Annotated in this window: 17 protein-coding genes; 14 read left to right on the top strand and 3 right to left on the bottom strand. The window is 56.9% G+C overall.

What is annotated here, in order from left to right:
• Positions 1-5: 5 nt before the first annotated feature.
• Positions 6-3,548, bottom strand: a complete 3,543-nt coding sequence (locus HCR03_RS07300) for a BclA C-terminal domain-containing protein (protein WP_228725144.1) — start codon at positions 3,546-3,548, stop codon at positions 6-8.
• Between the two features lie 21 nt (positions 3,549-3,569).
• A complete protein-coding gene (locus HCR03_RS07295; protein WP_228725143.1) occupies positions 3,570-5,483 on the bottom strand; it encodes a collagen-like domain-containing protein in 1,914 nt (637 codons plus the stop codon).
• Positions 5,484-5,677: 194 nt separating this feature from the next.
• Here HCR03_RS07295 and rfbF point away from each other — a divergent pair, with 194 nt between their 5' ends.
• The 6 genes from rfbF to HCR03_RS07265 are packed head-to-tail and all read left to right on the top strand — an operon-like array spanning position 5,678 to position 13,618.
• Positions 5,678-6,448: a glucose-1-phosphate cytidylyltransferase gene (gene rfbF, locus HCR03_RS07290; RefSeq protein WP_187037387.1), complete on the top strand. Its 771-nt coding sequence runs from the start codon at positions 5,678-5,680 to the stop codon at positions 6,446-6,448.
• Complete coding sequence (gene rfbG / locus HCR03_RS07285) at positions 6,439-7,548, top strand: CDP-glucose 4,6-dehydratase (protein WP_187038048.1); 1,110 nt, start codon at positions 6,439-6,441, stop codon at positions 7,546-7,548. The genes rfbF and rfbG overlap by 10 nt, the downstream gene beginning before the upstream one ends.
• Positions 7,545-9,899, top strand: coding sequence for a GNAT family N-acetyltransferase (locus HCR03_RS07280; RefSeq protein WP_187037385.1), 2,355 nt, complete (start codon positions 7,545-7,547; stop codon positions 9,897-9,899). Before rfbG ends, HCR03_RS07280 begins: the two co-directional genes overlap by 4 nt.
• Positions 9,900-9,915: 16 nt before the next feature.
• Positions 9,916-11,016, top strand: a complete 1,101-nt coding sequence (locus HCR03_RS07275) for a DegT/DnrJ/EryC1/StrS family aminotransferase (RefSeq protein WP_187037383.1) — start codon at positions 9,916-9,918, stop codon at positions 11,014-11,016.
• Between the two features lie 17 nt (positions 11,017-11,033).
• Positions 11,034-12,380 (top strand): lipopolysaccharide biosynthesis protein RfbH, encoded by a 1,347-nt coding sequence (gene rfbH / locus HCR03_RS07270; RefSeq protein ID WP_228725142.1) that lies wholly within the window; start codon positions 11,034-11,036, stop codon positions 12,378-12,380.
• 5 nt (positions 12,381-12,385) lie between these two features.
• Positions 12,386-13,618 carry a glycosyltransferase family 2 protein gene (locus HCR03_RS07265; RefSeq protein WP_187037379.1) on the top strand — a complete coding sequence of 411 codons (1,233 nt, stop codon included), beginning with the start codon at positions 12,386-12,388 and terminating at the stop codon, positions 13,616-13,618.
• 184 nt (positions 13,619-13,802) lie between these two features.
• On the opposite strand, the gene HCR03_RS07260 is transcribed toward HCR03_RS07265, so the two are convergent.
• Positions 13,803-14,651: an MBL fold metallo-hydrolase gene (locus HCR03_RS07260; protein ID WP_187037377.1), complete on the bottom strand. Its 849-nt coding sequence runs from the start codon at positions 14,649-14,651 to the stop codon at positions 13,803-13,805.
• 578 nt (positions 14,652-15,229) lie between these two features.
• Between HCR03_RS07260 and HCR03_RS07255 the strand changes: the two genes are divergently transcribed.
• The 8 genes from HCR03_RS07255 to HCR03_RS07220 all read left to right on the top strand — a co-directional run bounded on the left by HCR03_RS07255 (position 15,230) and on the right by HCR03_RS07220 (position 24,130).
• Positions 15,230-16,528, top strand: coding sequence for an ABC transporter substrate-binding protein (locus HCR03_RS07255; RefSeq protein WP_187037375.1), 1,299 nt, complete (start codon positions 15,230-15,232; stop codon positions 16,526-16,528).
• Positions 16,529-16,675: 147 nt separating this feature from the next.
• The gene (locus HCR03_RS07250) at positions 16,676-17,569 is read left to right on the top strand and encodes a carbohydrate ABC transporter permease (RefSeq protein ID WP_066643995.1); all 894 of its coding nucleotides are present in this window, start codon (positions 16,676-16,678) and stop codon (positions 17,567-17,569) included.
• Complete coding sequence (locus tag HCR03_RS07245; protein ID WP_083209978.1) at positions 17,559-18,416, top strand: carbohydrate ABC transporter permease; 858 nt, start codon at positions 17,559-17,561, stop codon at positions 18,414-18,416. Before HCR03_RS07250 ends, HCR03_RS07245 begins: the two co-directional genes overlap by 11 nt.
• 25 nt (positions 18,417-18,441) lie before the next feature.
• The gene (locus HCR03_RS07240; RefSeq protein WP_066643994.1) at positions 18,442-19,404 is read left to right on the top strand and encodes a GNAT family N-acetyltransferase; all 963 of its coding nucleotides are present in this window, start codon (positions 18,442-18,444) and stop codon (positions 19,402-19,404) included.
• Between the two features lie 16 nt (positions 19,405-19,420).
• The gene (locus tag HCR03_RS07235; RefSeq protein WP_066643993.1) at positions 19,421-20,353 is read left to right on the top strand and encodes a hypothetical protein; all 933 of its coding nucleotides are present in this window, start codon (positions 19,421-19,423) and stop codon (positions 20,351-20,353) included.
• A gap of 29 nt (positions 20,354-20,382) precedes the next feature.
• Positions 20,383-21,186, top strand: coding sequence for a hypothetical protein (locus HCR03_RS07230; protein WP_187037373.1), 804 nt, complete (start codon positions 20,383-20,385; stop codon positions 21,184-21,186).
• 14 nt (positions 21,187-21,200) lie between these two features.
• Complete coding sequence (locus HCR03_RS07225; RefSeq protein ID WP_187037371.1) at positions 21,201-22,145, top strand: hypothetical protein; 945 nt, start codon at positions 21,201-21,203, stop codon at positions 22,143-22,145.
• An 80-nt stretch (positions 22,146-22,225) separates the two neighbouring features.
• Positions 22,226-24,130: a beta-N-acetylhexosaminidase gene (locus tag HCR03_RS07220; protein WP_187037369.1), complete on the top strand. Its 1,905-nt coding sequence runs from the start codon at positions 22,226-22,228 to the stop codon at positions 24,128-24,130.
• The last annotated feature ends 50 nt before the right edge of the window (positions 24,131-24,180 follow it).

Raw genomic sequence — 24,180 nt, 5'->3', positions numbered from 1 at the left:
AAGGATTAGCTTAAAAAGATTACGTCAAATTGCGAGCTGACAGAGGTTCCCAAAGTAAATGCGGTGGCGCCGGAACTGTTTCTAAGGGTCAAAACATCGCCGCCCGCCAGCGTCAGCATTGCGGTGCCGGAAACCACGCCGGTCCCGACCAGCAGATCGATGGTCGTTGATGCGTCCGGAGTTCCGTTCACTGCAATGGAGAGGGAAGCTCCCGTTCCCGCCGTAATGTTGATATAATAGTCGATTTGATACGTTCCTGTGGACGGCACGGTTACTTGGGCTGTACCGGCGGTATGGGTAATTCCGCTGAGAGGACCGTTGTTGCTGAATGTGACGTCGGCGCCGCTGGCAACGGCCTGTGTTCCTGAATTGTAAACATAACCGAAGGTTGTTACGCCTGGTCCGGTGTCACCAGTTGGCCCAGTTGGCCCGGTGTCGCCAGTCGGTCCGGTGTCACCAGTTGGTCCGGTGTCGCCGGTTGGTCCGGTATCACCGGTTGGCCCCGTTGGCCCGGTGTCGCCCGTTGGCCCGGTGTCGCCCGTCGGCCCGGTGTCGCCGGTCGGCCCGGTGTCGCCGGTCGGTCCGGTGTCACCAGTTGGTCCGGTGTCGCCGGTTGGTCCGGTATCACCGGTTGGCCCCGTTGGCCCGGTGTCTCCGGTCGGTCCAGTGTCGCCAGTTGGCCCGGTATCTCCGGTCGGCCCAGTATCTCCAGTCGGTCCGGTATCACCCGTCGGTCCGGTGTCACCCGTTGGTCCAGTTGGTCCTGTGTCTCCGGTCGGCCCGGTATCTCCAGTCGGCCCGGTATCTCCAGTTGGTCCGGTGTCGCCGGTCGGTCCGGTGTCGCCGGTTGGTCCGGTGTCGCCGGTTGGCCCGGTGTCGCCGGTTGGCCCGGTATCACCGGTTGGCCCCGTTGGCCCGGTGTCTCCGGTCGGTCCAGTGTCGCCAGTTGGCCCGGTATCTCCGGTCGGCCCGGTATCTCCAGTCGGTCCGGTATCACCGGTTGGCCCCGTTGGCCCGGTGTCGCCCGTTGGCCCGGTGTCGCCCGTTGGCCCGGTGTCGCCCGTCGGCCCGGTGTCGCCGGTCGGTCCGGTGTCACCAGTTGGTCCGGTGTCGCCGGTTGGTCCGGTATCACCGGTTGGCCCCGTTGGCCCGGTGTCTCCGGTCGGTCCAGTGTCGCCAGTTGGCCCGGTATCTCCGGTCGGCCCGGTGTCTCCGGTCGGTCCAGTGTCACCCGTCGGTCCGGTGTCACCCGTTGGTCCAGTTGGTCCTGTGTCTCCGGTCGGCCCGGTATCTCCAGTCGGCCCGGTATCTCCAGTTGGTCCGGTGTCGCCGGTCGGTCCGGTGTCGCCGGTGGGTCCGGTGTCGCCCGTCGGTCCGGTGTCGCCCGTCGGTCCGGTGTCGCCCGTCGGTCCAGTGTCGCCGGTTGGTCCGGTATCACCGGTTGGCCCCGTTGGCCCGGTGTCTCCAGTCGGTCCAGTGTCGCCAGTTGGCCCGGTGTCGCCGGTCGGTCCGGTGTCGCCCGTCGGTCCGGTGTCGCCCGTCGGTCCGGTGTCGCCGGTTGGCCCGGTATCGCCGGTTGGTCCGGTATCACCGGTTGGCCCCGTTGGCCCGGTGTCGCCGGTTGGCCCGGTATCGCCGGTTGGTCCGGTGTCGCCGGTTGGTCCGGTGTCCCCGGTTGGACCCGTCGGTCCGGTGTCGCCGGTTGGCCCGGTATCGCCGGTTGGCCCGGTATCGCCGGTTGGTCCGGTATCACCGGTTGACCCCGTCGGTCCGGTGTCACCCGTCGGTCCAGTGTCTCCAGTCGGCCCGGTATCTCCAGTTGGCCCGGTGTCGCCAGTTGGTCCGGTGTCGCCAGTTGGTCCGGTGTCGCCGGTTGGCCCGGTATCACCGGTTGGCCCCGTGTCTCCGGTCGGTCCCGTGTCGCCAGTCGGCCCGGTTGCTCCGGTGTCTCCGGTCGGTCCGGTGTCGCCGGTTGGTCCGGTGTCTCCGGTTGGCCCGGTGTCGCCGGTTGGTCCGGTGTCGCCGGTTGGTCCGGTGTCGCCCGTCGGTCCGGTGTCGCCCGTCGGTCCTGTGTCTCCGGTCGGTCCTGTGTCTCCGGTTGGCCCGGTATCGCCGGTTGGTCCGGTGTCGCCCGTCGGCCCGGTATCTCCGGTCGGTCCGGTGTCGCCCGTCGGTCCGGTGTCGCCGGTTGGCCCCGTGTCTCCGGTTGCTCCAGTGTCTCCAGTTGGCCCCGTCGGCCCGGTGTCGCCAGTTGGTCCGGTGTCGCCAGTTGGCCCGGTATCGCCGGTTGGCCCGGTATCGCCGGTTGGTCCCGTCGGTCCGGTGTCACCCGTCGGTCCAGTGTCTCCAGTCGGCCCGGTAGGTCCGGTTGCTCCGGTGTCTCCGGTCGGTCCGGTTGCTCCGGTGTCACCCGTTGGCCCGGTGTCGCCGGTCGGCCCGGTCGCTCCGACAGAACCCGTGGCCCCAGTCGGTCCAGTGTCTCCGGTTGGCCCGGTCGCTCCGACGGAACCTGCGGCCCCAGTCGGTCCTGTAGGTCCGGTTGCTCCGACGGAACCCGCGGCCCCAGTCGGTCCTGTAGGTCCGGTTGCTCCGACGGAACCCGCGGCCCCAGTCGGTCCTGTAGGTCCGGTTGCTCCGACGGAACCCGCGGCCCCTGTCGGTCCTGTAGGTCCGGTTGCTCCGACGGAACCCGCGGCCCCTGTCGGTCCGGTTGGCCCCGTAGGCCCGCCCGCGGGTCCGCCAGGTCCGGTTGGCCCGGTTGGCCCCGTTGGTCCGCCCGCCGGTCCGATCGGTCCGGTATCACCGGTAGATCCCGTCGGACCTGTCGGCCCGGTTGTTCCGCTCGGCCCGGTCGACCCGGACGGCCCGGTTGGTCCGGTTGCTCCGGTCGGTCCCATAGGTCCGCCGGACGGCCCGGTCGGACCGGTCGGCCCTGCCGGTCCTGCCGGTCCCACAAATCCCATTGCTCCCTGAGGACCCTGTGCTCCGCTATGGCCCGTGGGACCTGTTACGCCGGTTGGTCCGGTTGGCCCTGTCGGTCCGGTTGGTCCCACGGGTCCGCCGGACGGTCCGGTTGGCCCAGTCGGCCCGGTTGGTCCGCCCGCGGGTCCTGTCGGCCCGGTTGGTCCGGTTTCCCCCAACGTGTCGTCTTCCACGACGGTAAGGGATGCGTTGGGAGAAAACTGTGAGGTTAAAATCGTAGTACCTGCAGTTGCGTTTTGCAGAGATACAGTAACAGGCGCAGTGTTTACTTCTATAATTCCTATGCCATAAGCCTCTCCGGTTCGAATAGGCAGCACGCCTTCAATATTGTCGCCTTGCGAAGAAACCAGCGCGTAGTCGATCCCGGATGCTCCGGATGAGGTTTGAGTGGCAAGCCACCAGTTAAAAACATATCTTCCGTTATCGCCGATTGTAATGACGCCGGTCGCGGAATTATATAGGATATTGCCTGATGAATAAATAACATTATTAAAAATGACGTTTCCGCCCGGAGCGATATTCCCGCCGACGGCGGTTCGTTCTATTTGTAGGGCAATATTGCTCAAATTACTTTCCTCCCGAGTTCATTAAAGGCTTACTTCAATGATGGTTATGCCTGCCTGAACAGCTGTAGTGGAATAGGTTACGGTAGCTCCCGATTGGTTCGTTAAAGTGACGGTAGCGGGAGTGGCGCCTACCGTGACGATTGCACTGCCATTGACCTGGCCCGTCGTTAATGGCGAGTATGCGACCGGTCCTGGAACGCTGTTCAGTGTTACGCTGAAGTTTACCGATGTCGCAACACCGGCGCTGTCTTCTGCAATCCACCAACTGACATAGTAAATTCCTACTTCGGTAATGGTGAATTCACCGGTTGCGGCATTATAAGAGATATTGGGGCTTTGGTCACTAAGAATTGTATTGAAGAGTACCGCTGAACCGTCGGTCACGGTGCCTCCGGGGCTGTCGTCAAGCTGAGTCTGAATTCCACGTAACTGGACGGTTGCTCCGGTATCGCCGGTCGGTCCGGTCGGTCCGGTGTCGCCCGTTGGGCCTATTGGCCCGGTGTCTCCGGTCGGTCCTGTTGGTCCGGTGTCGCCCGTTGGGCCTATTGCCCCGGTGTCTCCGGTCGGTCCTGTCGGTCCGGTATCGCCGATTGGTCCTGTCGGTCCGGTGTCGCCCGTTGGGCCTATTGGTCCGGTGTCTCCGGTCGGTCCTGTCGGTCCGGTGTCTCCGATTGGTCCTGTCGGTCCGGTGTCCCCGGTCGGTCCTGTCGGTCCGGTATCTCCGGTCGGTCCTGTCGGTCCGGTATCGCCGATTGGGCCTGTCGGTCCGGTGTCGCCCGTTGGGCCTATTGGCCCGGTGTCTCCGGTCGGTCCTGTCGGTCCGGTGTCCCCGGTCGGTCCGGTCGGTCCGGTGTCTCCGGTCGGTCCTGTCGGTCCGGTGTCCCCGGTCGGTCCGGTGTCCCCGGTCGGTCCGGTCGGTCCGGTGTCCCCGGTCGGTCCGGTATCTCCGATTGGTCCGGTCGGTCCGGTGTCTCCGGTCGGTCCTGTCAGTCCGGTGTCTCCGGTCGGTCCTGTTGGTCCGGTGTCCCCGGTCGGTCCTGTCGGTCCGGTATCTCCGATTGGTCCGGTCGGTCCGGTGTCCCCGGTCGGTCCGGTCGGTCCGGTGTCTCCGGTCGGTCCTGTCGGTCCGGTGTCCCCGGTCGGTCCGGTGTCTCCGATTGGTCCGGTCGGTCCGGTGTCCCCGGTCGGTCCTGTCGGTCCGGTATCTCCGATTGGTCCGGTCGGTCCGGTGTCCCCGGTCGGTCCTGTCGGTCCGGTATCTCCGATTGGTCCGGTCGGTCCGGTGTCCCCGGTCGGTCCTGTCGGTCCGGTATCTCCGACTGGTCCTGTCGGTCCGGTGTCCCCGGTCGGTCCTGTCGGTCCGGTATCTCCGATTGGTCCGGTCGGTCCGGTGTCTCCGGTCGGTCCTGTCAGTCCGGCTGCACCCGTTGGTCCTGTCGGCCCTGTTGGCCCTGTCGGCCCGATAGTTCCTCCCGTCGGTCCGACCAGATCGTCCTCAATTACAACCAGGGTCGCTTTCAACGGGACAACGTTCGCATAAAACACATCGGTTGTACTGGCGTTCACCAGTGAAACCGTTACGGGCGCCACAGTCACGTCGATAATGCCGATCCCGGAAACTTCATCCGCCCTTAACGGAGAATTCCCCTCCAAAAAATCCCCCTGCGAAGAGGACAGGGCAAAAACGGTTCCGTTGCTGGAAAGCGTCGCCTGCGTGGCTACCCACCAGCTTAGTGAGTATCGGCCGGCCTCTAAAAAGGTAATGACTCCGGTCGTGCTGTTATAGGTGACATTCCCCGCAAGATACACGGTTGTATCAAAAATTACATTGCTGCCGGCTGCGATCGACCCGCTTGCCGACCGTTCGATTTGCAATGCTATATTGCTCATATATTTCACCTGCACATCAAATTTCCAGCCGCTGTAATGATCCATGGATGCTTCCTGCGGCTTTTGCCAGTATATGCGTACAAACAAGGCGCCGTTCCCATGGAAACGGATAAAATTCATATATGGAATTATGTACCGTATCCTGAACCTGGAAAAGAGATCCCGCATATACTGAGTCAGACCGGATTTATGTTATGAACGGCGCATATAGATGAGACGATTGGAGAGCGGAAGATGCAATGCAAACGGTAATCCTGTGCGGAGGAAAAGGAACGCGGATGAGGGAGGAAACGGAATTCCGGCCCAAACCTCTGGTTCAGGTCGGCGGAAGGCCGATTCTCTGGCATATCATGAAGCATTATTCTTTTTACGGACTGCATGATTTTATCCTGTGCGTCGGTTACCGGGGCGACATGATCAAACGATACTTTATGGAAATGCGGTGGCTGAATAACGATTTTTCAATTCAAACCGGGCACAGCGGGGAGGTCCGGTACCTGACCAGCCGGGATGAGGACTGGAACGTTACGGTTGTCGACACGGGTCCGGAGACGCTGACGGGCGGCAGAATCAAAAAGATCCGGGAATACATTGATTCGGATCGGTTTATGCTGACCTACGGCGACGGGCTGAGTGATGTGGATTTACACGCTCTGCAGGACTGTCACACGCGGTCCGGCAAAATCGCCACGCTGACGGGGGTAAACCCGGTCTCGCCGTTCGGAGTTATGCAGCTTCGGGGTGGAAATGTCACGGCCTTCCGGGAAAAGCCCGTGCTGAAGGACATCATAAACGGCGGATTTATGGTTCTGAAAAAAGAGGTCTTCGAGTATATCCCTTCTGAAGACTGCGCGTTTGAACAGGAACCGCTGCACCGCCTTGCCGCGGATTCCCAGATATCCGTTTATCGCCATGACGGATTTTGGACCGCAATCGATACTTACAAGGACGTTGAACGGGTAAATGCTCTTTGGAACAGGGGAGATGCGCCTTGGAAAGTATGGAGTTAGCACAGAAGGATTTGTTCGGCGGAGTGTTTCGGAACAAAAGGGTTCTTGTAACCGGCCACACCGGGTTCAAAGGCTCCTGGCTTTCGATGTGGCTCGACGCCCTGGGGGCGAAGGTAATCGGTTATGCGCTGCCGCCGGCGTCCGATTACGGGAATTTTGTCTTGTGCGGGCTGAAGGACAAACTGACGGATCTGCGCGGAGACGTTTGTGACCGCAAACGTCTTGCGGAAATCTTCGATGTCTTTCAGCCGGAGATCGTTTTTCATCTTGCCGCCCAGCCGATCGTACGAAAGTCTTACCGCGTTCCCGCCGAGACGTTTGAGACCAACGTCATGGGCTGCGTCAATCTGCTGGAAAACGTTCGAAAGACCGGGAGCGTGCGTTCCTGTGTGATTGTCACCTCCGACAAATGCTACGAAAACCGGGAGCAGATCTGGGGCTACCGGGAAAGCGACGCGATGGGCGGGTATGACCCGTACAGCGCGAGCAAGGGCTGCGCGGAGCTTGTGGCTTCCGCGTATCGGAGGTCCTTCTCCATGCCCGTTGCCACGGCACGGGCGGGTAATGTGATCGGCGGAGGGGACTGGTCCGAAGACCGGCTTTTGCCGGATTGTATCAGGTCGCTGAGAAAAGGCGAACCGGTCGGGGTGAGAAATCCGGACGCGGTTCGGCCGTGGCAGTTTGTGCTGGAACCGCTGTACGGTTATTTACTTTTGGCTGCGGGTTTGTTTTCGGACCCCCAAAAAACCGCGGAAGCCTGGAATTTCGGACCGTGCGGCGGGTCACTCGCATCGGTGGGGGAAGTGGCGGACGCGGTAATCGGCCTGTGGGGGGACGGGAGCTGGGAGGACTTATCCGACCCTGATTCCGACCACGAGGCCTCGTTTTTAAACCTTGACTGTACAAAGGCAAACGCACTCCTTGGCTGGTTTCCGCAGCTTTCCCTGAAGGAATCGCTCGGGATGACGATGGAATGGTACCGCGGGTTTGAAAGGCCGGATGTTTCCGCCCTGTGCCTCGGGCAGATCCGGGACTATACCGCGCGTGTGGAAGAAAGCCGCGGGAAGCAAAGCGGGGAGAAAGGGGATAGAGCAGGTTGAAGGTTTCGGATTATATCGCGGCATTTCTTGCCGGAACGGGCTGTGAGTATGTGTTTGGCTATCCCGGAGGCGCGGTTACGCATCTGATCGATTCTCTTTACCGTACCCCCGGAATCAGGCTGATCGGATGCTGCCACGAGCAGGCGGCGGCGTTTGCGGCGGAAGGATACGCGCGCAGGAAAGGCGCGCCGGGAGTCGCCATGGCAACCAGCGGTCCCGGCGCGACAAATCTGATCACGGGGATCGGAAGCGCATATTTCGACTCCGTTCCGGTCGTTTACCTGACCGGTCAGGTCAATACTTACGAGTACAAGGGAAGGAAAAAACTGAGACAGCTCGGTTTTCAGGAAACCGACATTGTTTCGATTGCCGCTCCTGTTACAAAATACGCCGTGCGGGTGACGGATCCGATGGAGATTCGCCGAGAACTGGAAAAATCCATGCGAATCGCGGTTTCCGGAAGGCCGGGGCCCGTGCTGCTGGACCTCCCAATGGATCTTCAGCGGGAGGATGTGCCGCCGGAAGCGCTGGACGGCGATCGGGAAACACCGCCGCCCGTAACAAAACCGGACGTCGGCAGAGTCGTAGAACTGCTGAACGCCAGCCGCCGCCCCGTCCTTCTTGCGGGGGGAGGAATCCGTTTGTCCGGAGCGGAACAGAAATTCAGGGAACTGGCGGGGCGGCTTCGCATCCCCGTCGTTTCCTCGCTGATGGGGCTGGACGTTTGCGCGGGACTGGAAAACTCGGTCGGCATGATCGGCTCCTACGGCTGCCGCTGCGCGAATTTCACCGTTGCGAACAGCGACCTTGTTCTGGCGGTTGGAACGCGTCTTGATACCCGGCAGACCGGAACAGACCCGGAAAGCTTTGCCAGGGGCGCAAGGCTGATCCGGGTAGATATTGATCCTGACGAACTCGAACATGAGGTAAAAAGAAATGAATTTCAAATTCAGGCCGACGCGGGGGCGTTCCTGGAAGAGCTGCTTTCCCATGCCGGCGAGATTTGCTCCGATACGGAGGAATGGAGGAAAACCGTTCGGGGTTATCAAAACCGGTATCCTGCCGGAAACGAAAACGGGCCGGGGAACCCGAACCGGATTCTTGAACGTCTCTCCGGACTGATCGGCCCGGAGGACGCCGTCTGTCTGGACGTAGGGCAGAATCAGATGTGGGCGGCGCAGTCCCTTCACCTTTCGGAAGGAAACCGGCTTCTGACCTCGGGCGGCATGGGGGCGATGGGATTCGCGCTGCCCTGCGCCGTCGGCGCGTGGTATGCCGGAAGCGGGGGAAAGGTTCTGGCGGTCACGGGCGACGGCGGCATGCAGATGAACCTGCAGGAGCTGGAAGTCCTTGCGCGGGACCGTATCCCGGTAAAGATTCTGGTGTTCAACAATCAAAGTCTCGGCATGATACGGCAGTTTCAGGAACTGTATTTCGACGGAAGACTCAACGCGACGGTCGACGATTACGGAGCGCCGGATTTTTGCAAAATTGCCGGCGCCTACGGAATTGAAAATACGCGCGTACGAGAGGGGGAATCCCCGGAAAAGCTGTCGGAGCTGCTCAATTCGCCTGAGCCGGCGCTGATTGAATTTGCGCTGCCGCAAACGACTCTGGTCGTTCCGAAGCTGGAGGTCGGCCGCCCGGTCGAGGACCAGAATCCCCTGCTGCTGCGGGAAGAACTGCGCAGGAACATGATTGTCGAGCCGTACGGGGAAGCCCGGCGGTATCGCGCTAAAATCAGGGCGGTTTTCGACCGGTATAAAGGCGTCGGCGGGGATTTTCCGCCGCGCAGGATTCCGGTGCCGGATGAAAGCGGCGCCGCCGCGGCTTTCCTGAGGCCGGTTACGGCGGATTTCCGCGTCTCCCTGCCGGGAATCGAATCCCTGCTTTCAAAATGGAGAAATGAAAATCCGGGATTGAATGCAAAACCCTTTACGGCGACGCCGGAAGGAACCGCCGTCTGGCTAGACCGCCTGGTCATCGGAAAAGAGGACCGTCTTTTATTCCTGATTCAGGCGCCGGGCGGAAAGCCGGTCGGCCACATCGGCTTGGCAGGTTTTGATTATGAGGAAAAGAGCTGCGAGGTGGATGCCGTCCTGCGCGGAGAAAAAAGCGCGCGCCCCGGTCTGATGGGCTTCGCGCTCATGGCGCTGCTGCGCTGGGGGCGGCGCGAGCTTGGCCTTCAAGTAATCCGCCTGCGGGTGTTTCAGGATAATCCCCATGCGATCCGTTTTTACAGGAAGAACGGGTTCGTGGTGGAGCGGGAAGAACAGCCGGGCGAGAACGGAGAGGGAAAGTGTCATACGGTGATGCGGTATAGCGAAGAAAATACTACTGAAACGAATTGAACGGGAGGGAAATCTGTTGAACCATAAAATCAGCTTTGCGGGACCGTCCATTACGGAAAAGGAAGTGTCCTATGTTCTGGACGCCGTGCAAAACGGATGGTACGAACATTGTGAGGATTACATCAAACGCCTGGAAAAAGCGTTTGCCGAATACGTGGGCGTCAAGTACGCGATTGCGGTTCACTGCTGCACCCATGCGCTGCATCTTGCCTGCGCCGCCCTGGGACTGGGAGAGGGTGACGAGGTCATTGTCACCGATTTCAGCTGGGTTGCCACCGCCCACGCGGTCGCTTACACGGGGGCGAAATGCGTGTTCGCCGATGTGGAGCCGGATACCTGGACGATCGATCCGGACTGCGTCAGAAAGGCGATCACGCCCAGAACCCGCGCGATCATGCTGGTGCATTCGTTCGGCCAGCCCGCCATGATGGATGAAATTATGAAGCTCGCGGAGGAGTACGGCCTTTTCGTCATTGAGGACGCGGCTCCGGCGGTCGGCGCGGAGTATCACGGCAAAAAGGTCGGTTCGTTCGGCGACTTTTCCTGCTTCAGCTTTCAGGGAGCCAAAATGACGGTCAGCGGAGAAGGGGGAGTTTTGCTGACCGACAGCGAAGATCTTTACCGGAAGGCCTACCGACTGTCGGATATGGGGAGGACGGACCGCGAGGCGGTGTTCTGGTCCGACGAGCTCGGGTACCAGTACACCATCAGCAATCTTTCCGCCGCGCTGGCATTGGCACAGCTGGAACGCGTGGATGATCTGATGCAAAAGAAGAGAAATCTTTTTGAGCGCTACGACAGCGATCTTGGGGGAATCGGCAAAATCAGGCTGGTGCGCGAACGGGAGGGCTGCAGAAGCAACTATTGCTATCCGTCCCTGCTGCTGCCCGGCGTTTTGCAGGAAAAACGCGACCGGATTCTGGAGGCACTGCGCGCCCGGAATATCCATGCAAGACCCGCGTTCCCCCGCATGAGCCGTTTCCCGATGTACGAACAGCGGTTTGAAAACCCGGTCTGCGCGGCGATCGAGCAAAAGGGTATCTGCCTGCCGTCTGCGGCAAATATGACCGATGAGGACGTGGATTTTGTCTGCGATACTTTTCTGGAGCTTCTATGAGGAAAGAGGGCGGGACCGTGGAGACGGAGGAATCGCTGCGGCGTGAGATACTGGAGAAAACAAAGGAAATTTTCAAACTGAGACAACAGGAGGAAAAATTCATTCCGGGAAAGAGCAGAATCCATTACGCGGGCCGCGTCTTTGACGAACGGGAGATGCAGGCGGCCGTCGATTGCGCGCTTGATTTCTGGCTGACGCTTGGGGAAAAGGGGGATCGGTTTGTTTCCGACTTTTCCCGGCGCATGGGGATGAACTACGGCCTTGTGACCAACTCGGGTTCCTCCGCCAACCTGCTGGCGGTCGGCGCGCTCTGTTCGCCGAATCTTGCGCATCCGCTCAGGCCGGGCGATGAGGTAATCACCACGGCGCTCGCATTCCCGACAACGCTGAATCCGATTTTGCAGTACGGTTTGATTCCCGTTTTCGTCGATGTGGAAGAAGGAACCTACAATCTGGATGCACGCAGACTGGAGTCGGCGCTCTCCGACCGGACCCGCGCCGTCGTGCTGGCACATACGCTGGGAAACCCCGCGGAAATGGACCGTATCATGGAATTTGCAAAGGAACACAGTTTGTATGTGTTGGAAGACACCTGCGACGCGCTGGATTCCTTTTACGATGGGAAACGCTGCGGAACATTCGGGGATCTTTCGACCTACAGCTTTTACGCGGCGCACCACATCACCATGGGAGAGGGCGGCGCGCTGCTGACCAACAGCCTGAACCTGTACCGGCAGGCCCTTTCCCTGCGCGACTGGGGGCGCGCCTGCTACTGCAGAACCGGGGAACGAAATCCGAACGGTGCCTGCGGGCACCGGTTTGACCAGATCTTTGACGGACTGCCGGACGGCTATGATCATAAATATGTTTACAGCAACATCGGCTACAATTTGAAGCCGCTCGACCTGCAGTGTGCGGTCGGAGTCGAACAGCTGAAAAAGCTGCCGGAGTTTACCAAAAGGCGCCGCGAGAACTTTGAAACGCTTTTTAACGGCGTGAAACAGTACGAAGAATATTTCATTTTGCCAAGGGCGCTGCCAAAGGCGGAGCCGTCCTGGTTTGCGTTTCCCCTTACCGTACGGGGTGACGCGCCGTTTACACGGAAAGAAATCGTCACGTATCTGGAACAGAATCAAATTGAAACCAGAATGCTGTTTGCCGGGAATATTCTGCGCCATCCCGGGTATCGGAACATCCGAAGCCGTACCGCCGGAGAGTTGATTCACACGGAAAAGGCCCTGAACGGATCGTTTTTTATCGGTGTGTATCCCGGCATCACAAACGAAATGATTCACTATATTCTTGATGTGCTGCGCCGCTTTCTTTCCCAATCTGCGGAAAAGACCGTTGGAACGGAGGACTGAGGTTTGTGTCTGAGCATAAAAAACCGACCGTCAGCGTCGTGCTGCTGGCCTATAACCATCTGGATTATACGAAGCTTTGCGTGGAAAACCTGTACCGGTATACAACGGACGTGGATTATGAACTGATTACCGTGAACAACGGCTCCTCCGACGGTACGGAAGAGTTTTTCAACAGTCTTCCGAATGAGAAAAAGGTCAGCTTTCCGAAAAATGTCGGGGTCGATCGGGCGATCAACAGCGGGTTCCGGCTTGCGGAGGGGAAATACACCATGAACCTCAGCAACGATATTGTTCCGACAAGCCGCTGGTTAAAGAATCTGGTCGCCTGTATGGAATCGGACCCCAAAATCGGAATGGCGGTCCCGGTCTGTAATTATTCCTCCAACCGGCAGCAGATTACGTTGCCGTACCGCTCCATGGAAGAAATGCAGAACGTCGCGGACCAGTATAACCACAGCAACTCGCGCTTCTGGGAAGACAGATTGCGCCTGGTGACTTACACCTGCCTGTTCCGCACGGACACAATACAAAAAATCGGCGGGTTCGATGAGGATTTTAATCCGGGCTCGTACGACGACGATGCGATCAGCTTCCGAATCCGGCGGCTGGGTTACCGGCTGGTTCTCGCCGCGGATACCTATGTGCATCATTTCGGTTCCGTCACCTTCAACAACGAATACTTTGAAGATAATCTGGCGGTAAGAAACCGTTCGCTGTTTCATCAAAAATTCGGTGTCGATTCCTGGGTTGCGAGTGAAATCGACGACACTCTGGTGGCTCTGGCCGACTGTAGGAAAACGGATCCGGTCCGGATTCTTGGCATCGGCTCTTCCTGCGGGGCGTCGCTGCTTCAGATCAAGAACAAATATCGCAGATGGGGCAACAGCGAAGTGAGGCTCTTTTATCTGACAACGGCGCAGGAGACCCTCGCGGATCTTGCCACAATCTGCGAGCCGTGTGTTTTTGGTTCGCCGGATGATGTCGGCCGGTTTTTCTCCGGCGGCGGGTTTGACCTGATCGTGGTGGAATACGATACGGGAGCGCTGGCCTATCCGGAGGGCTTTTTTCAGCAGCTTATTTCAATGGTAACGGAAAATGGCCGGATCCTTACGACCGTGACCCCGGAAACCCGCCCGAGAATTGAAGCGGCTTTCAAGGAGAAGGGCTTCTCTGCATGCAAAAATATAAATTTCTATTTTTCCTTTGGAAAGACGCCGGAATCCAAGCCTTTGTTATAGGAAATCCGCACGCCTGCATCTTCGCAGGGCCGCGGATTTTCCCCAAAAAAGGCCGGGGCAGCCACCCTGAAAGGGATGGCTGCCCCGGCCTTTTTTGAAAATAGACAGTTCAATGAGCGGGACGGACTGACCGAGGATCAGAACAGGGAACGCCCAGGAAGGAGCCTTGCGGGCGTGCGGATTGTCAGGTTTCCGGCAGACTGATTTTCATGCCGTCGTAAGCGGCGATGAAACGGTGCTTTTTCGCTTCCTGCTCCAGCTGGGCGTGGGTCATCCCGCCGTTGTGGCTGAAATGGCTGATCACGCATTTTGTTTCACTGGTAACGGCGCCGAAGCTTCGCAGCGTTTTGAGTACTTCCAGGTCGTCAGGAAGACCCATGTGCGCGGTTCCTTCCTTGGACGCGCAGCAGGTGCAGTCAAGGCTGACCATATCCAGCCTCACTTTGCTCTTTTTCAGATACTCGAATACATCCGGACGGAAAAAACCGGTATCATGGGCGTAAAGCAGGGAGACCCCGCCCTTTTGCAGAAGGTAGATGAAAGCCTCTTCGTCGGGTTTGTGCGCGGCCGGAAGGGGGGTGACCTCGTAAGAGTCGAGTTCTGCCTTGCAAAATGCCTTCAACAGACCGGTACTGATAAAATCAACATGGTCCGTTTGATATTCGGCGCGAAGCGCCCGCCTTGTCAGACGGAGAACTTCGCTGTTCCCGTACACACGGATCACAGGTTCGCCGTCCGTGATGCTGCAATAGCAGCCGGGGAGCCTGAGAACGAGATCGGCCGGTGCGAAATGGTCCGTATGGCTGTGAGTGACGACGAGGAATTTGATTTTGGCAAGGTCAAGGTCAAACCGGACGGCATAGGACAAGATATCCGGAGGGAAGTCAATCATCAGCCGGCCGTCGACGACAAGGCCGGAGCGTCCGCGGATCTCTTTTCCCCTGAGACTGCGCGCCGTTTTGCAAAGCGGGCATTGGCAGAACAGCGCGGGGATTCCCTCCGCCGCGGCCGTCCCCAGGTACTGCAGTTCCATGGCAAATGCCTCCGTTTCAATTTGTTTGAAGCCGATTCGTGATTTTTCCTGTCGGCGGATTTATTCTAGCTTTTGCCGGTGCTTCCGTCAAGCGCGGGAGGAGCGATCCCTTTAAAAGAAACGGAGACTTTTCAAAAAAATTGCATTATGGAAGCTTGAAACTTTCAAAATTAAAAGGAATTTAAGCGGCAGGTCTGCGGCACAAGGCTCTGCCTCTAAAAAGAAAAAAATAAAAATATTTTTTATATTCATAGCTTATTATTTTTTTGTAAGAGATTTATGGTTATATTATATAGTAACTAGACATATATTTTTATAAAATGCTCAATAAAACTGTATATAAAAAATAATTTTCAAAATCTATTGAAAATATTTTTTATTGTGCTATACTTGAACCAGCAAATCGGGGAACGGCAGCCGGATGCCGCTCCAAAATTTAAAACTTCATTTTCAGGGGGAGCAAGTGTTATCGCATTCGACAGACCGGTCCTTCTTCCATTCAGGGGCTTTCGCCGGAAGACGTGTCCGCTTTTTCACTGCGGTATCGCTTTCAATAACTTTTAAGAGGGGGTGTCAATATGCGTGTTTCCAAGAGAATCCTTGCAACAATCCTTGCGCTTGGCATAGTTGGTTCTGCTCTGTCCGGCTGTTCGGGCTCTTCCCCGGCAAGCAGCGCCGCGGCCGGAAAAACAAGCTCCGGTTCCGATTCCGCGCCGGTTACGGTGGAATGGTGGACCATCTCCATGCAGCCGACTTTTACCGACCTGTTCAACGGCCTGATCAAAGACTACGAAGCGGAGCATAAGAACGTTACCATAAAATGGGTTGATCTTCCGTATGAGTCCATTCAGCAGAAGCTGATCACGGCTTCCGCCGGGGGAAAATCCCCGGATGTTGTGAACCTGAACACGCAGATGACGCTGGCGCTTGTCGCCAAAAACGCAATCGTCGATCTGGAAAAGGAAGCAACGACGGAGCAGAAGGGAATTTACATAAAATCTCTTTACGATTCCGCGCGCATAGGCGATTCCGTTTACGCGTTCCCGTGGTATGCGGCTCCGTGCGTGATGATTTACAACAAGGCGCTGTTCGAAAAAGCCGGCATCGCTTCCGTTCCGAAGACCTATGAAGAAGCCGATAAACTCGCGAAAACCATGAAGGACAAGACCGGCGCTTACCTTTATATGCCGGAGGAGTTCAATCACGCGCTGTTCCTCGACGGCGTTCCGATGCTGAGCGAAGACAAGAAGACCGCCGCCTTCAACAATGACCGGACGCTTTCCAAAATCACGGAGCTGAAAGATATGACGTCGAAGGGCCTGCTGCCGAAGACCGGCTGGGGCGATTGGGACACGTCGATTAAGCTGTTTGAAACCGGAAAGCTTGCCGTCATCAATTCATCCGGCGAGACAATCAACAGAATAAAAGATGAGGCTCCGAATATTTACAAAACGACGGCGATTGCGAACGCCATGGTCGGAAAATCAGGGTTCGTTTACGACGCGCTGATGAATATGGTTGTTCCTGCGGCCAGCAAGAACCACAAGGCCGCGATCGATTTCGCCAATTATATTACGAACGACAAGTGCCAGCTGGCGCTGTGCAAGGCATGCGCGGTTTCGCCGTCTACAATCAAAGCGGCCGCCGACCCGTTCTTCTCTTCAGACACCAGTACGCTGGAGGGGCAGGTCCGCGACATCTCCGCGAAGACGCTGGCGGATTCCAAGGATATCTGCCTCGGAATCCCGAATCAGGATAATTTTCAGAACGCAATCAATAAAATTTACGAAGCTTGCGTCCAAGGGGGCACGGACCCCAAAAAGTCGATTCAGGATGCCGAAGAGAGCGCAAACAGGATTCTTGCCGAAAATCAATAACTCCGGCGCCGAGAATACCCGCCGCCGCGGACAGGGAGCGTTATCCCCGCCCGCGGCGCCAAATTCGGCGTTTTGGCTGGAAACGATCGGAGAAATTGAGAAATGACGATGTTTCAGAATCTTGTAGGGTGAAAGGTGCGACTGGTCATGAGCCAATTAAAGCCCAAAACACGCCGAACAATCGTCGCTTATTGTTTTATGGCGCCTGCGCTTGCTATTTTATTCTTTTTTGCCGTGATTCCCGTGGTTGGAAGCATTCCCCTGGCCTTTTGCGATTACTCCGTGCTGGGGCAGACGAAGTTTATCGGCTTTGCAAACTTTATCCGCGCGTTCAACGACCCGGAATTCAAAATAGCGATCCTCAATTCCGTGCTGTTTGTACTTACGGTACCTCCTTTGCAGATATTGTCGATTCTGCTTGCGATTTTTGTGAATAAGAAGATACGCGGAATCAGTATTTTCCGAGTGCTTTATTACATACCGGTTGTCACCTCCATGGTCGCCGTTTCCATTATCTGGGGATTTCTCTTCGATTCCAACGGCGCGATCAATAACCTTTTGATGCAGTGGGGCTGGATCAGCCAGCCGCTCGGATTTAAAGACAGTCCCGACTCCGCCATGCTGTGCATCATGTTCATCACCGTCTGGCAGGGACTCGGTTATTACATGATGCTCTATCTTGCGGGCATCCAGTCCATTCCGGCGGAGCTGGACGAAGCGGCGCTGATCGACGGAGCGAGCAGATTCCAGGCGATGGTCAAGGTGAAGATCCCGCTGCTGAAGCCGTATGTCTGGTTCTGCACTCTGACCTCGCTGATTTCCGCGGTCGGCGTGTTCGACATCGTCTTTGTCCTTACTCAGGGCGGGCCGAACGATTCCACGATGGTGATCAATTACTACTCCTATTATAAAGCGTTCAATGATTATGAATTCGGCTATTCGGCGGCGATTGGACTGGTGCTCGCCGTGATTACAAGCGTTTTCAGCATAGCCGTGTTCCTGTACGGCAAAAAGGGTGGGGGCATGACTTATGACGGATAATGCGGCCGCCGCAAAGGGCGGCGCGGCAAGGCACGCCAAAAAGACGGTTTTGAAAATCCTGCGTTATGCGGTTCTGACCCTGATCGCCGCGATTTTCGCAGGCCCTTTTCTCTGGCTGCTGATTACTTCTTTTCGCACGGGAGCCAATCTGTATGATCTGAACCTTTTAGTCGGCGCTTACAGCCTGGATAATTTTGTCGGCGTGATCAAATTCATGAATATTCCGCAGTATATTGTCAACACCCTGATCATTACCGTCGGCGCAATTGCGATAGACGTTGTCTTTTCATCGCTTTGCGCCTATCCGCTGGCAATGATGAAGTTTCCGGGCAAAAAGGCGGTTTTCGGTATTTTAGTCGCGCTGATGATTGTCCCGGCCGCCGCCGGGCTTGTCATTACGTACCTTACCATAACCTATATGCATTTGCTCAACACCTTTATGGGCTGCATCCTGCCCTGCTCGGTCGGCGCGTTCAGTATCATCCTGCTGAGGCAGGCCTATTTCGGCATCCCGAAAGAGCTGATGGACGCCGCGAAGATCGACGGGGCAGGCGAGCTGAAAATCTGGTCCAGAATCATGCTGCCGGAAATCAAGCCGACGGTCACGACGGTGATTATCTTTGACTTTATCGGCAACTGGAACCAATTCCTGTGGCCGGTCATTATTATGCAGGACCCTCAGAAATATCCTCTTGCGACGGCTTTGCAGTACCTCAACGGCATGTTCAATTACAAATTTGGCTACATAGCCGCAGGCACGATTATCTCCATTATCCCGGTGATTCTCGTATTCCTGTGTTTCCAGAAAAACTACATTGAAGCGGTAGCCGGAGCGGTAAAGGGTTAATCTGCTGCGGAAGGAAGCGTTATCGGTGCAAAAAGGGGTTTCATTGGAACCGTGGAGTGAGCGGAACATCCCGGAAATCGCCGCTTTGTGGAACCGGAACTTTCCGGAAGCGTTCCATGTGACGGAGTTTTGGCTGATGAAAAAAACGGTACAAGACGGGGATCTGTTTGTTCCGGGCACGCTGGCCCTGCGCGGGGAGAACGGCATCACCGCGGCGGTTGCCGCGAAGATTTCGGACGGAATTTTACCGGAGTATCACCGGACTGCCTGGCTCAGCTCTCTGGTAACGGACGCGGACTGCAGGCGGCGGGGATTCGGCGGCTTTTTGTACCGCCGGGCCGAAGCAGAGCTGAAAAAGAGCGGCGTCCGCACGGTGATTGCGGGCGGTGAGATGCACAATTTTTTTTCGGGTATCCCGGAACCGGAGCCGGAAACGGAGCGGTTTTTTCAATCGTTTGGCTTTGTCCTGAACGACGTGAGGCACTACGACCTTTCCGCGGACGTGTCAAGGATTGACTTCGACCGGGTCGGCGTTCCGATGAATGAGACGTCCGATTTTGTCACGGGTCCCGCGACGGAGCTTGATTTCCCTGAAATGAGGCGCTTTTTCGACCGGGAGTTTCCCGGAAGATGGAAATTTGAAGTCATGCGTCATCTTGAAAGCGGGGGCGATCCCGGCGAAATTCTTTTGCTTCGCAGAGGCCGCGAAGTCTGCGGGTTCTGTAAAGTGCATGTGAATCACGACGGGAGAAACGGCGAGTTCAATTCGCAGCTTGGGAAAAGCTGGGGCGCTTTGGGTCCGATCGGAATTTCGGAGGCCGCGCGGGGCAGGGGGCTCGGCGCACGCCTTCTCCGCGACGCGTTAAAACATCTGCAGCGCGGGGGCGCCCGCAATGTAAATATAGACTGGACGGTTTTGAAAGATTTTTACGGGCAGTTCGGTTTTCAGCCGTGGAGGACTTATCTGGCGGCATATAAAGAGTTGTAAAAAAGGTGGGGGTTGCTTGAAAAAGTTGGGGTTGGCAAGCATTTGCCTTGCCTTTTTGCTTTTCTGCACGGCCTGCTCCGGAAAAGCGGGCGTCGTTTCACCGGCGGAAAACGGCTCTCAACCGGGGACTTCCTCCTCTTCGTCCGCCGCGGAGGTTCCGCAGGATAATCTGCACTGGACGAACAGCGGGATTAAGGACGGCCCCGAGGACGGCCCCGGCTATTCCGTCTACTCGAAGGTCGGCTACCGAAAGGCTTCGGCGGTTTTCTGTCTCAGCAGGGCGAAAACAAATCTGGACCGAAAATCTGACGGAAAATTTATCAACGCTTATGCGTTCCTTGGCATCGACGTCTACCGCGGCGGAACACAGTGGACCAACTGCGTGGATGCCGGCCTGCTCCGCTCCGGCAACGGCGGAAAGTGGCATGCCTGCGCAAACCGCTACCTGGCCGACCCGGACGAATCGAAATGGTGGGAATCCTCCGTGAATCTCGACGAAACCCACGACTACAGGCTGGTTTTGGATTCCTCGCAGAAAGACGAGCAGATCACCCTGCGTGTTTTTGATGTGACGGCGGGGGACAAAATGGTCGATTCCAAGACATTGGGCCTTTATTACTCGAAAGCAGACGGCAGCACGACCTCTTACTACGACTGTGTTTCAATGGCGTTTCCGCCGGACATCTGCATGGATCCTGCGGGGCGGGCCAGCACGGATTACGCGGAAGTGCTGAAGTACAACACCGGCGAGGGGCTCTATTTTAAAAATGCCGTTTTGAAGGATGCGGCTCTTTACGATGCCTCCGGCAGCCATCCGTGGACGGCGGACCGCACCAAAGACCGTTTCCTCTGGCCAACGAAAGCAACCGGAATTCAATATCCCTGCATTACGCTGCAGTCGGTTCGGAAAGATTACGAAGAAACCGTGAATATTGACCTGAACCATTAACATGATTACCAAAAGAAAGGCCGAACGGTATGGATCAGATTTTTACAAATCTTACATGGGAAAATCACAGCGGCAAAGTCGGCGACAACGACGGTCCGGCCTATGTGGTCTATTCCAACAAGGGCTATTATAAGGCGTCCGAAGCGGTCGCGGTTGGCGGGATTGAACAAAACCTTGTCCGCAGGAGCGACGGAAAAACGGTGAACGCGTACCTGTTTCTCGGCATAGATGTTTATGACGGGGCAACGGGCGAATGGAGGAACTGCGCGGACGCCGGCCTTGCCTTTCGAGGGGCTGACTGCGGATTTCACGCGTTTGTAAACCGTTTTATGGTGGAGGACTGTGAAAAATCCTGGTGGGAATCGCAGGAAGAACTTGACCGGACGCACGATTTCGAAATTGTTCTGGATACCTCTGAAAAAGCGAATTGGCTGAAACTCACAATCATTGACATTACCGCGGGAAACAAAACCGTAGACAGCAAAAGCTTTCCTATGAAGGGAACTCTTCCGGATGGAAGCAACACGGCTTATTATCAGGATTACGCGATTGATTTCCCGGATGACGTCTGCGACGACAAGCGGGAGCATGATTTCAGGGACTGGGATCATGTGATGGCATACAATGAGAACGAGAATCTTTACCTGAAAAATATCCGAATTTCGGAAGCGACGCTTTATGGCCCGTCCGGAAGCCGCCCGTGGACGGAGGAATGCACCGAAGAGCGCTTTCTGTGGCCGGACCGGACAAGAAAAATCAATTATGTCTGCACAACGGTTTATAACGTGCAAAAGGACCGCGAGCTGATCATTGAGCTGGATATGAACCGGTGAAGGGGAGCGTTTGTATGCGACAGAAAGTAAAGCTGAAAACACTGATGCTTGGGGCGGCCTGCCTTCTCTATTTGTCCTCCTGCTCGGGGAATTCCGCGGCGACGGAGAGTCTCGCGGCGGCATCCAAATCGGTTTCTTCCGGCGTCAGCAGCGAAACGAACGGCTTATGGACGAATCTGACCTGGGAGAACAACGGCGATAAGATGGGGGACAACGACGGGCCGGCTTACGTCGTCTATTCAAAAGAAGGTTACAACAAGGCTTCTCAGGTGATCAAGGTCAGCCGGATGAAAGTGAACCTTGTGCGCAAAAGCGACGGAAAAAGCCTGAACGGGTATGCTTTCCTCGGCATGGATGTCTACAACGGCAAGGAAAATCAGTGGGTAAACTGCATCGACGCCGGCCTCGGCTTCATCGGGAGCACCTGCAAATGCCACGCCTGTGTCAACCGCTACTCCGTCTCGCCGGATGAGGACCAGTGGTGGGAGTCTTCGGTAGAACTGGATATGACCCACGATTATAAGCTTGTGCTGGATGCCTCCCAAAAGGACGAACAGGTCACGCTCACGATTTTCGACGTGACGGAGAAAAACAGGCAGGTCGATTCCAAGACCTTTACGCTGTACTATGCGAAAAAAGACGGCGGCAACCTGGCGGTTTACCAGGACTACGCAATGGATTTTCCCGAGGATGTCCGTCTGGACACAAAAAAGGTGCCGTCGACCGACTGGGAGCAGATCACCCTTTACAACACGGATGAAGATCTATATATGAAAAACATCGTCGGCTCGGACCTTTGTCTCTACAACGATTCCGGAAGCCGTCCGTGGACGGCGGACCGCACGGCGGACCGGTATATGTGGCCCGACAAGACGAGCTGCATTTCATATGTGACCACGACGGTGACACAGATCAAAAAGGACTCCGAAACGAAAATCGACCTGAATATGAATCGCTGACCGGTCCGCGGCGGGCGGAATCTTTAATTTGCCCCGTTTCCGACCCGGATGGAATCCAACAATGAGAAAGGGCGAGCGGCATGACGAACATTCAGCTGTCAGGCGTTTCCCGAGAGGTGGAACCGGGCCTGAAAAACCTTCTGGAGTATTATTCTTTCCCCGGCGTGCCGGAGGAGGAGAAAATCAGCATCGCTGTGGAGCGCCTTGGGGAAGACGCTCCGGTTTCCCTCAGGGTCGGCACGAAAAACGGGCTGCACATCGCGTACCGGGAAACGGCCGCGTTTTTTCGCGCGCTTTCCATCTTGCTGCAGCACAGGACTCAACGGGACTTTCAAAAGCAGGAGACCGCGCGCTTTGAGGGATGCTCCACGATGTTCGACCTTTCCCGAAACGCCGTGTGCACGGTAGACGAGCTGAAACGGCTGCTGTGTTTCATGGCTTTGGCGGGGCACAATCGCTGCTACCTGTACATGGAAGACACCTACGAACTGCCGGGTTACCCGTATTTCGGTTATCTGCGCGGCCGGTATTCCCTGAACGAACTCAGGGAGATCGACGGCTTTGCGCACTCCCTCGGCATTGAGGCTGTTCCTTGGATTCAGACGCTCGCACACCTGAAAAACGCGCTTCAGTGGGGCTATGCCGCATCGATGAGGGATACCGACGACATTTTGTTTGTCGGGGAAGAGGAAACCTACCGACTGATCGAAGCGATGATTGCGACAATGGACCGCACGTTCCGCACGAAGAAGATCAATATCGGCATGGATGAAGCAATGGCGCTCGGGACCGGCGCCTACCTGAGAAAGCACGGGTTTGAAAACCAGTTTCAGCTGATGCTGCGGCACCTGAACCGCGTGAACGGGATTGTCAGGAAATACGGGATGTCTCCGATCATGTGCGACGACATGTTTTACCGCACGCATGACGCCAATCACGAGTATTACAATACGGATATCCGGCTGAGCCGGGAGGATCTCGCGCGGGTGCCGGAAAACATGAGCCTTGTCTTCTGGGATTACTACCACGACAGGGAAAAGGAATATGATGAGCTGCTGGCCCTGCGGGACGGCTTTCCCAACCGGATTATTTTTGCCGGCGGAGTGTGGCGCTGGATGGGATTTGTGCCGGGCTATTCCAAAACCTTTGTCTCCTCAAACGCCGCGCTTGCCGCGTGCGAACGGCACAGGGTCAGCGAAATCATGGCGACGGCGTGGGCCGACGACGGTGCGGAGACGCCGGTCGAGACAATTCTGCCCGGCATCATCCTGTTTGGCGAGCGCTGCTTCGGCGAACCTTCCGACAAAGCCGCCGTCAGCCGCCGGTGCGAATTCCTGACGGGGCTTTCCCTCGGCGATTTTTGCGAGATAGAACAGCTTGACATTCTCCCCGGCTGTGAAAATCCGAACCTGAAAACGCGCAATCCGTCCAAGCAGATTCTTTATCAGGACCTTTTGCTCGGCGCTCTTGACCGGTATTTCGACAAGCCGGAAATTGCATCCCACTATACCGCGTGCGAAAAGCGCCTGCTGGAAATTGCGGGGAGGGCGGGCCGCTATTCCCGCCTGTTTCGCATGTATGCCTCCCTTGCGCGCGTGCTGGCCCAAAAGGCCGCGTTGGGTTCCGAGATTCGCAGCGCGTACCGGGGAAGGGACGACGAAAAACTGAGAGAAATCGTTCAAACGACCCTGCCGCGTCTGAAAGAGGATGTGCTGACGTTTAAAAAGCAGTTCGCGCGGGTCTGGTTTTACGAAAACAAAGGGCAGGGGTTCGAGATCATGGATATTCGTCTCGGCGGGCTTGCCGGCCGCATCGATACGGCGACGGCGCGGCTTGCCGATTACCTCGGTCACAGAATCTCTGCCGTGGAAGAGCTGGAGGAGGATCCGCTTCCGTTTACGGAGGGCGACTTCTCCGACGAGGTATACGTTTGCTGCAATTCATACCGTAAAATTGTTTCGCAGAATACCCTTGCGCACCTGTAGCAAAGACGAAGCGCGGGCGGAATACACAAGTATTCCGCCCGCGCTTCGGG

It is taken from the genome of Caproicibacter fermentans (assembly GCF_014303955.1).
In the GTDB taxonomy this organism is placed as follows: Bacteria; Bacillota; Clostridia; order Oscillospirales; family Acutalibacteraceae; genus Caproicibacter; species Caproicibacter fermentans.
This window is presented reverse-complemented; position numbering and strand designations above follow the sequence as displayed.

What these genes read in the sequence shown, in the direction of transcription:
- HCR03_RS07295 (WP_228725143.1), bottom strand. Translation starts at nt 5,483, where the DNA reads ATGGATCATTACAGCGGCTGGAAATTTGATGTGCAGGTGAAATATATG.
- rfbF (WP_187037387.1), top strand. Translation starts at nt 5,678, where the DNA reads ATGCAAACGGTAATCCTGTGCGGAGGAAAAGGAACGCGGATGAGGGAG.
- rfbG (WP_187038048.1), top strand. Translation starts at nt 6,439, where the DNA reads ATGGAGTTAGCACAGAAGGATTTGTTCGGCGGAGTGTTTCGGAACAAA.
- HCR03_RS07260 (WP_187037377.1), bottom strand. Translation starts at nt 14,651, where the DNA reads ATGGAACTGCAGTACCTGGGGACGGCCGCGGCGGAGGGAATCCCCGCG.
- HCR03_RS07255 (WP_187037375.1), top strand. Translation starts at nt 15,230, where the DNA reads ATGCGTGTTTCCAAGAGAATCCTTGCAACAATCCTTGCGCTTGGCATA.
- HCR03_RS07250 (WP_066643995.1), top strand. Translation starts at nt 16,676, where the DNA reads ATGAGCCAATTAAAGCCCAAAACACGCCGAACAATCGTCGCTTATTGT.
- HCR03_RS07245 (WP_083209978.1), top strand. Translation starts at nt 17,559, where the DNA reads ATGACGGATAATGCGGCCGCCGCAAAGGGCGGCGCGGCAAGGCACGCC.
- HCR03_RS07230 (WP_187037373.1), top strand. Translation starts at nt 20,383, where the DNA reads ATGGATCAGATTTTTACAAATCTTACATGGGAAAATCACAGCGGCAAA.
- HCR03_RS07225 (WP_187037371.1), top strand. Translation starts at nt 21,201, where the DNA reads ATGCGACAGAAAGTAAAGCTGAAAACACTGATGCTTGGGGCGGCCTGC.
- HCR03_RS07220 (WP_187037369.1), top strand. Translation starts at nt 22,226, where the DNA reads ATGACGAACATTCAGCTGTCAGGCGTTTCCCGAGAGGTGGAACCGGGC.